Genomic DNA, 3,246 nt, shown 5'->3' with positions numbered 1-3,246 from the left:
CCTGGCTGCGCCCGGCGGCGTCGAAGAACACGGTGGCCACGTCCCCGACCACCCCGATTTCGCGCAGCTGCGCGTTCTCCGCCTCGCTGAGGTAGCCTCCGCGGTACACCTGGGAGGCGACGGCGGCGTTGGCCGCCCCCAGGGAGAAGACCGCCAGGTTCATTTCGCTTTGCACCTTCAGCACCCGACGCACCGAGGTTTCCTGCCACATCGCCTCCCGGGTGGCGGCGCGGTCAAAGAACGCCGGGACCGGGAACTGCTCGACCCGGGCGGTGAACGCCTGGCCGAAGCGGGTGAGGATCTCGCTGGCGTAGCGACCCCGCTGGTGTTCGGGTTCGCCGCCCCGTTCAGCTGCACGATCACCGTGTCATGGGTGGGGTGGCTGCCCAGCGCCGCAGAGAGCGCCTGCATCGTCGAACCCCACGCCACCCCCACGGTCATGGAGGAGGAGACCATGTTGCCCAGCACGTAGGCGGCGTGCGCGGAGACCCGCTGCAGCACCTGGGTGTCATCCAGGGACCCGTCGGTGGGCACCACCTGCACCGAGATCCCGTACAGGTCCGAGAGTTGGGCGGCGGCCATCACCGACATGTTCGCCGCCGGGTTGATCTCCACCGAGACCATGCCGGTGCGCTTGGCGAAGGAGAGCAGGCGGGAGACGGTGGAGCGCGAGGTGCCCAGCTCCCGGGCGATGCTCTCCATCTTCATGTCCTGCACGTAATACAGGTGCGCTGCCCGCAGGGCATCGCGGGACTTTGGGTCCACTTGCACGGATGTGTCAGATTTGGGCCGGGCCCGTGCCGTGCCGCGCACCGATTCCTGCATCGAAACCACCTTTTTCGCACACTTGTGCAAATCATTTGACCTGTTTGTTCCTGCGTGACAAGACTAACCGTATAAAGACCAAAGGTTGAGATACAAGGGGGCGGTGACCGTGCAACGGGACCAGCTGAAACTACTGCGCCAACGGCCGAAAGCGCAGGTACTGGTGGTCGGCGGAGGCATCAACGGGGTGGCGACGTTCCGCTACCTTGCCATGCAGGGAATCGACGTTGCGCTGATCGAGCGCGGGGACTACAGCCAGGGCGCCTCCGGCGCCAGCTCGCACATGATCCACGGCGGCATCCGCTACCTGGAAAACGGGGAGTTCCGCCTGGTGCACGAGTCCGTGCAGGAACGCAACTCGCTGCTGCAGATCGCCCCCCACTACGTCAAGCCGCTGCAGACCACCATCCCGATCTTCTCCACCTTCTCCGGCATCCTCTCCGCGCCGATGCGCTTCCTGACCCACAAGTCGGGCAAGCCCACCGAACGCGGTGCGGCGCTGATCAAGGCCGGTCTGATCATGTACGACGTGTTCGCCGGCATCGGCGGACGCAACACCCCGTGGCACAGCTTCAAGGCCGGACGCAACGCGCGCAAGGACCTGCCGGCGCTGCGCCAGGACGTGAAGTACACCGCCACCTACTTTGACGCCTCGGTGCACAACCCCGAGCGCCTGACCCTGGACGTGCTGCGCGACGGCTGGCCGCCAACCCGCAGGCCCGGGCCACCAACTACACCTCGCTGACCGGCTTCAAGGACGGCAAGGCGCAGCTGCGCGACGAGCTGAGCGGGGAGCAGTTCGAGTTCGAGGCCGACGTGCTCGTGAACGCCACCGGCGCCTGGGTGGACCTGACCAACGAGGACCTGGGCCGGGAGACCAAGTGGACCGGCGGCACCAAGCTCGCACATCGTGCTGGATCACCCTGAGCTGCTGGCCGCCACCGGGGGCCGGGAAATCTTCTTCGAACACGAAGACGGGCGCATCGTGCTGATCTACCCGATGCTTGGCCGCGTGCTGGTGGGCACCACCGACCTGGAGCACGACATGCGTGAACCGGCGGTGTGCACCGAGGAGGAAGTGGACTACTTCTTCGAACTGATCCACCACGTCTTCCCGAACATCAAGGTCGACCGCCAGGACATCGTCTACCGCTTCTCCGGGGTGCGCCCGCTGCCGAACCACGATGACACCGCCCCCGGGTTCGTCTCGCGCGACTACCAGGTGAAGGAAACCCGCCTGACCGACAAGACCATGATGCTCTCGCTGATCGGCGGGAAGTGGACCACCTTCCGCGCGCTGGGTGAGAACCTGGGCGGCAAGGTGCTGAACTTCCTGCGCGCCGAGCAGCGCCAGAGCACCGTCGGGGTGCCGATCGGCGGCGGACGGAACTTCCCGATGAACGAGGGCGAACTGGATGCCTGGTACGCCGCCCGCGAGCACCGGGCCGGACGCGAAAGGCTGCGAGTGCTGCTCGAACGCTACGGCACCCGCGCCGACGCGGTGCTGGACATCGTGGGCGAGGATGAGCACCTGCTGGAGCACAGCGACCAGCTCTCCCATGAGGAGCTGGCCTACCTGGCCGAGCGGGAGCAGGTCGGTCGCCTGATCGACGTGTTCATCCGCCGCACCAACCTGGCCTTCCGCGGCCTGGTGACCAATGAATTGGTGCACGAGGTGGCAAGCAGCCTCGCCGTGCCCATGGGCTGGGATGGGGCCCAAACCGACGCCGAGATCAATCATGCGCTCTCGGTGCTGCGAACCCACCACGAGGTGATTCTCACCTAATCAGTGGCCGGCGGCAGTGGGCCGCCGGCGTCCACCCCAGGAAGGTCAGTGTTGACTCCGAATATATTTCTTGCCGAACTCACCGGCACATTCATTCTGCTGCTATTGGGCACCGGCGTGGTGGCCAATGTGAATCTGAAGGGGACGTTGGGCCACGCCGCGGGCTGGCTGACGATCTGTTTCGGTTGGGGACTGGCGGTCTTCGCCGGTGTCTGGGTGGCCGCCGCTTCCGGCGCCCACCTGAACCCGGCGGTCACCGTCGGTTTGATGGTCAACGCCGATGCCACCGAGCTGGCACCGGGCGTGGACAAGACCGTGGCGAACATGCTGCTGTACTTCGCCGCCCAGATGATCGGTGCCGTGCTCGGCGCCGTGGGCACCTGGCTGGCCTACAAGAAGCACTTCGATGAACCCATCGACGGCGGCAGCAAGCTGGGCGTCTTCGCCACCGGTGGGGCCATCCGCTCCTACCCCTGGAACATGGTCACCGAGATCATCGCCACCTTCGTGCTGGTGTTCGTGATCAACGGCTTCGGCAAGACCCCCCACGGGTTGGGCCCGCTGGCCGTCGCGCTGATCGTGGTCGCCATCGGCGCCTCGCTGGGCGGACCCACCGGGTACGCGATCAACCCGGC

At 66.3% G+C, this 3,246-nt stretch carries 2 protein-coding genes and 2 pseudogenes; 2 read left to right on the top strand and 2 right to left on the bottom strand.

Translation table 11 applies throughout. The features are described from left to right. A partial coding sequence (locus tag JCM19049_RS20115) for a sugar-binding domain-containing protein (RefSeq protein WP_279402941.1) occupies nucleotides 1-301 on the bottom strand: 301 nt, incomplete at its 3' end. Between the two features lie 104 nt (nucleotides 302-405). Then, nucleotides 406-582 (bottom strand): annotated as a pseudogene (locus JCM19049_RS20110) (sugar-binding domain-containing protein); the annotation flags it as partial. A gap of 352 nt (nucleotides 583-934) precedes the next feature. On the opposite strand from JCM19049_RS20110, the pseudogene JCM19049_RS10320 reads away from it, so the two are divergent. Next, nucleotides 935-2,611: pseudogene (locus tag JCM19049_RS10320) on the top strand (glycerol-3-phosphate dehydrogenase/oxidase). A 51-nt stretch (nucleotides 2,612-2,662) separates the two neighbouring features. Continuing rightward, nucleotides 2,663-3,246, top strand: a 584-nt coding sequence (locus JCM19049_RS10315) for an MIP/aquaporin family protein (RefSeq protein ID WP_054821542.1), incomplete at its 3' end; no start/stop codon positions are given.

It is taken from the genome of Arthrobacter sp. JCM 19049 (genome assembly GCF_001310435.1).
Note: the sequence above shows the minus strand (reverse complement) of the source record. Positions and strands in the feature narration are given on the sequence as shown.